Origin of the sequence: Chroococcidiopsis cubana SAG 39.79, assembly GCF_003991895.1 — a bacterium.
GTDB classification, from domain to species: domain Bacteria; phylum Cyanobacteriota; class Cyanobacteriia; order Cyanobacteriales; family Chroococcidiopsidaceae; genus Chroococcidiopsis; species Chroococcidiopsis thermalis.
This window is the reverse complement of the sequence record NZ_RSCK01000189.1, coordinates 1-5,413: the sequence shown is the minus strand read 5'-3', so window position 1 is coordinate 5,413 and position 5,413 is coordinate 1. Positions and strand designations below refer to the sequence as shown.

Sequence of the window (5,413 nt, the reverse complement as noted above, 5' to 3'; positions counted from 1 at the left end):
ATAATGTCCAGCGTTTCTAAACCAAAGTGGACGACAATGCGCTTTGCCGTCACTGGTCCCACTCCCTTGATTAGTCCACTACCTAAGTATTTCTCTATGCCTGTTATCGTTGCAGGCTTCGTTTCTTTATAGTAAATGACCTGAAACTGTGCGCCATACTGCGGATGCTCCCGCCACAGACCAGTAAGCTGCAATGTTTGTCCTGCCTGGATGTTGGCAAAGCTACCCACAATCGTTATTAGGTCACGAGATTGTGATGTTTTGAACCGCGCCACCGTGTACCCAGATTCTTCTGAGTGAAATGTCAGCCGCTCCACAACGCCCGTAAGGTACTCGTGTTGAGGAGCAGCTTGAGCTTGAGATGTTTGGGGTAGAGTAGACATCGATAACGCAAAGTTGTAACGCGAGCGGACAACTGATTCTATTGCTCTCTGCTATTTTATCAGTACAAAAATACTAATAAATTTCTCTGAGAAACGTGCAAACATTTTTTGCTCATTTCTACCATAAATTAGGAGAACCGAGCGAGTTTTGCAGCACTAAAATATATGGATAAGAACTTACTCTTTTGAAATAAAAATATTTCAGTTGGATTTGCGAACTAGTGTATCCGAGCCGAGTTTATAAACTTTGCTGGTAAGAAATTTATTGCACCGTAGAACGCGCTCGCGCTCGCGCTCTGGTAATTTTCTTCTAAAGCAAGTAAATTATTTCGCACTCCTATAGTACAAATGTACGGTATGCTGCTAGCAATCGCCAGATTTAAAAATAAATAAGTTGAGTCAAAAATTGCTAGTTACTACTATTTATTCTCCTAATTTTCCGCTGGCTGCTATTGAGTTAAACCTTCATTTGGTTCTTGTAGTTGCAGGTTTTCCCTCCCCTGCTGACGACTATATTGAAGCAAAATTAGACCTGAACGAACACTTAATTCGTCGCCCGGCGGCAACGTTCTTCGTGCGCGCGAGCGGCGATTCGATGCAAGGGGTAGGAATTTATTCTGGCGATTTACTCGTGGTCGATCGCTCGCTCGAACCAAAAGACAATGACATTATCATTGCCGTCGTCAACGGGGAGCTGACAGTCAAACGCCTGCACCGTAAAGGGAAGAAGCTACTATTGGTAGCGGCGAACGAGAGCTATCCCTCCCTAGAAATTGACGAGTATGTAGAGTTTCAAATTTGGGGTGTGGTCACGAGTGCGATCCGCAAACTACGGTAGCAATGGCGATCGTCCTAGTGGATTGCAATTCGTTCTATTGCAGTTGCGAATCGGTCTTCCAGCCGCGACTGTGGACGACTCCTTTGGTCGTGCTTTCTAATAATGACGGCTCGGTTGTATCGCTCAACGAGAGCGCTAAGGCTTTGGGCATCCGAAAATGTCAACCGTTTTTTGGGTGTCGTGACTTGATGAGTTCGGCGAATTTAGCAGTTCGCAGCTCGAATTTTGCGCTCTACGGCGACATGAGCGCTCGCGTGATGGAAACTCTGCGACAGTTCAGCCCTAGCGTTGAAGTCTACTCCATCGACGAAGCTTTCTTGTGCTTGCGGCACGTAGAGCCTCAAGCGAGAACCGACTATGCCCGCCGCATCCGTGCAATTGTGCGGCAACATACGGGTATACCCATCAGTATTGGCGTTGCCGAAACTAAAACTCTGGCTAAAGTCGCTAATCGCTATGCTAAGCAGACTGACGCACTAGAGGGGGTACTAGACATCACTGGGTCGCTCGAACGTCAGCTAGAACTGCTTGCAGCTTTACCAGTTGTCGATGTCTGGGGAATTGGTTCTCGCTGGGGTCAAATGTTGCGCGACGAGGGGATCGATACGGCGTTGAAGCTGAGGGAGCAACCGGATTGGTGGGTGCGGATGCGCATGGGAGTAGTAGGCTTGCGGACGGTGTTTGAGTTGCGCGGCAGCAATTGCTTGCCGTTGGAATTGTATCCGCGCCGACGCAAATCGATGATGGTATCCCGTACTTTTGGTAGAGCAACGCGATCGCGGCAGGAGTTAGAAGAAGCGATCGCGACTTTTACAGCTTCGTCAGCCCGAAAATTGAGACGCGAACAGTTGATAGCCGGGGCTTTATGCGTGTTTGTCAGCTCCAGTCGGTTTAAGGAGAATTTCTACTACAACTCGGCACGCAGCCGCTTGATGACGGCAAGCAACCACACGCCAACGCTGCTCAAGTCTGCTTTAGCCCTGGCGCAGCAGCTTTGGCGAGATGATGTCGAGTTTGCCAGAGCCGGAGTGATTTTGACTCAGCTCGTCGATGAAAACATCGTTCAGTTGAGTTGGTTGGACGACTACGACCCAACGGACGAGCGTGCCCAACGGTTGATGCAAACTCTCGATCGCTTAAACCAGCAATCCGGGCAGGAGCCGCTCCGCTATGCCGTTATGGGGACGACAGGACGTTGGCAGACACGGGGGCGCTATCGCTCCAATCGCTGGACAACTCGTTGGTCGGAATTACCAATTGTCAGATGTTGAGAGAAAATTATTATTTCTCCCCGACGATTGCCAAGGAGAAAAAATCGGCTTTACTGTTGCCAATTCGCGATCGGGACGAGTTAGTTTTTTCTTCTTTGAAAGTCTATAGTTTAAGAAATAAAAATGATCCAAATTACAATTGCTCAGTCGATCGAAGCACTAGAAGTGGCAGTTAACAATAACGATCCAATTGAGTTTGGCATCGTCCTCGCTCGGTTGCACGAGCGCCCTCAAACTCAAAAAGAGCGAACTGAGATTGTCGATCAGCTCGACTTCCTAATGGATAAATATCCCTTCTTCAACTGGCAGGATAGCTTGAGAGAAACCGAACCCGCACCGCAGTGGATTCTGTCAAGTCTACCAACGCAACATCAAATTAAATTATCAGCAGGATTGTATCAGAAGCTAAACAAGTTTTTCCAACACTCTCGCGCTCCGAGAAAGACTTCTGCTAAACAAGTAGAAATCTTGATGGACGAACTGATTAATCAATTACTCCAAGATTTTCTCCAAGCTAGGCAGGAAGTTTAAAAGTTAAGTAACTCATCAATTATCTGAGGTATAAATAATCTCTTTTCGACCTGCTTGAGACGGAAAAGACTCAACCAATTCTTATGAGTGCAACTTAATTCTATTAGAAGACAAGAAGTGATGTTTTGCTGAGAAATTCACTCTCTCGTCAGTTTATCTTGTCTTACTTGTCTTGAAACAAGCGGTCTAGTTTCAACCGCTCATCGCTCAACTCAATAATTTTCTGACTATTGAAAATCGATTTAGCTTCAGCTTCGCTCACTCCTAGCCTTTGGGTGAAATACTCGAAGCTAATTTCGTCATTACGATACTTTTTAATTCCTTCGCGTACCTAAAAACGCTAGTTTAGCACAGCATCAATTGGGGACTTGGAAGTGACTCAGTAGCTACCTGATAGAGCGAAACACTGTATGCTTGTCACTACCTTTATCAACTATAAGCGAGAAAGAAATTTTAGATTTGCCTCAAAACAGTCACAACTTAAATTTTGATGCTATAAACTTTATGCATTCGGCTCACACTCAAGGAGCCTTTATGAGTCAAAGGAAAATTCTGCCACACAAAATCTATGCCGTCGTCAATCAAAAAGGAGGAGCTGGAAAATCAACCACAGCGGGACATCTCGCCTATTGGTTAAACCAACAATGCGCCGCGCTCTTCGTCGATGCTGACGGACAACAAAGCGGCTCGCCTTGGATGCAAGACCTTGGGATTAACATTGCTCAGATGCACGATCCAGAGCAATTGTTTGAAGAATTGCCTGTGCTGGCACGCCGGTACGATGCTGTTGTGGTAGATGGACCTGGTAATGCCGGAGAAATTACTAAATCTATCTTGGGACGATGCGATATTGCCATCGTCCCCAACCGCCCCTCCGAGTTTGACCTCCGCAGTAGCGGTACGATCGTCCAGTTCGTGCGACACGTCCGCGAACTGCGAGGTGGAATGCCGGAAGCAGTACTCTTTCTCAATGCTGCCAAAGGCAAGCGCTCGGTGCTGCTGCGGGAAGCGCAAGAGGCACTTTCCGATTGCCCGCTCAAGCTGTCCAAGATAGTCATCAACGACCTCACTTGCATCACTGATGCTCCAGGTCAGCGCAAAACCGTGTTTCAAATGCGAAGCGAACAAGCTTTATCGGCGGCGGCAGCATACAACAACTTATTTAAGGAAGTATTGCAGGTGCTCCATGACAAGAAGATCTCTTAAAGAAGCAGTCCAAGGTTCCGGCTTGACTGAGGAATCAAACCTCAAAGCTTTTGTATTTGGCAACAACATTTCAACCACTGGCGCAACTACTCAAGCAGGCGATCGCCGAGTTGTCCCTCGTACTTCTATCCATCGCACCTTTAGCTTTACTCCCGATCGCCAACCAGTCCGTCACTCCTACGATCGAGAAAAGCTGAAGCAGTGGGTTCAAAGCGATATTGCCCCAAATGGTATCCAATCTCCACTTTGGGTTCGTCCTTTGCCTGGAGGTAGCGATCGAGAGTACGAACTGGTAGCTGGATTACGCCGCCATCTAGCTGCTGAAATTCTCGCTCTCGACTCCGTGCCAGTTATCGTTTATCACTGGACGGACGAAGAAGCATTTGAGGCATCTTTATCTGAAAATACTAATCGACAAGACTTTAGTCCTTTAGAATATGCCGACGGCGCTCTCAAATTGTTAGCACTAAAGCTAAATTGCTCGATTGAGGACGCGGTTAGCCTACTCTACCGCATGGACAATGAAGTGAAAGGAAAAGTTACCCACAACGTTGTGGGTAGCCAGCATGGGGAAGCGATCGCCCTTGTTTTTAACTTCTTGGGTCAAAGTACGTGGAAGTCGTTTGTCTCCCATTACTTACCTTTACTGAGAAAGCCGAGCGAAGTGCTAGAAGCGATTCGAGCTGGTAGAATTGAATATACTAAAGGATTAGAAATTGCTAAAGAAAAAGATCCAACCAATCGGCGATTGCTACTGGAAGCAGCGATCGAACAACGGCTATCTTTATCAGCCATTCGCGAACGCATGAAGCCAGTAGCACCTTCTGGGGTAGAACCAACTCTCCAACACCGCTTCGCCGATACTTACAAGCGAGTCAAGCAAGCCAAAGTTTGGCACGATCCCAAGAAGGCGAAGGAGTTAGAGAAGCTGTTAGCCAGGTTAGAATTGCTCATTCAACAAGAGTAGAAAAAGGATCGCTCTTGCTGACAAATCAATAACAAAGTCTGTTTTCAGTTGGAAATCGTAAAGTCAGTCCAATGATTCAGTAGCTCAATTTCATGCCGTCAAAGAAAGTTTTTGTTAAAGAATACACTGTCCGCGCCCACGAGCGCACGATTCACACGCGATTGTACAAATTCATTTGTCAACAGTGCACTCAGCCCACAGAACGCGAGACTTATGG

6 protein-coding genes are annotated in these 5,413 nt (G+C 46.9%); 5 read left to right on the top strand and 1 reads right to left on the bottom strand.

The genetic code is table 11. From position 1 onward, the window contains the following. A partial coding sequence (locus DSM107010_RS36650; RefSeq protein ID WP_241994488.1) for a YrrC family ATP-dependent DNA helicase occupies positions 1–383 on the bottom strand: 383 nt, incomplete at its 3' end. 406 nt (positions 384–789) lie between these two features. On the opposite strand from DSM107010_RS36650, the gene DSM107010_RS36645 reads away from it, so the two are divergent. The 5 genes from DSM107010_RS36645 (at position 790) to DSM107010_RS36625 (ending at position 5,196) form a co-directional block, all read left to right on the top strand. After that, positions 790–1,221, top strand: coding sequence for a LexA family protein (locus DSM107010_RS36645; RefSeq protein ID WP_181246464.1), 432 nt, complete (start codon positions 790–792; stop codon positions 1,219–1,221). Further along, a complete protein-coding gene (locus DSM107010_RS36640) occupies positions 1,182–2,492 on the top strand; it encodes a Y-family DNA polymerase (protein WP_127025325.1) in 1,311 nt (436 codons plus the stop codon). The genes DSM107010_RS36645 and DSM107010_RS36640 overlap by 40 nt, the downstream gene beginning before the upstream one ends. Before the next feature lie 123 nt (positions 2,493–2,615). Further along, positions 2,616–3,023, top strand: coding sequence for a hypothetical protein (locus tag DSM107010_RS36635; protein WP_106169186.1), 408 nt, complete (start codon positions 2,616–2,618; stop codon positions 3,021–3,023). Positions 3,024–3,557: 534 nt separating this feature from the next. After that, on the top strand, positions 3,558–4,229 hold the full coding sequence (locus DSM107010_RS36630) for a ParA family protein (RefSeq protein WP_106169188.1): 672 nt from the start codon (positions 3,558–3,560) through the stop codon (positions 4,227–4,229). Further along, a complete protein-coding gene (locus DSM107010_RS36625; RefSeq protein WP_106169187.1) occupies positions 4,210–5,196 on the top strand; it encodes a ParB/RepB/Spo0J family partition protein in 987 nt (328 codons plus the stop codon). The genes DSM107010_RS36630 and DSM107010_RS36625 overlap by 20 nt, the downstream gene beginning before the upstream one ends. Positions 5,197–5,413: the final 217 nt, after the last annotated feature.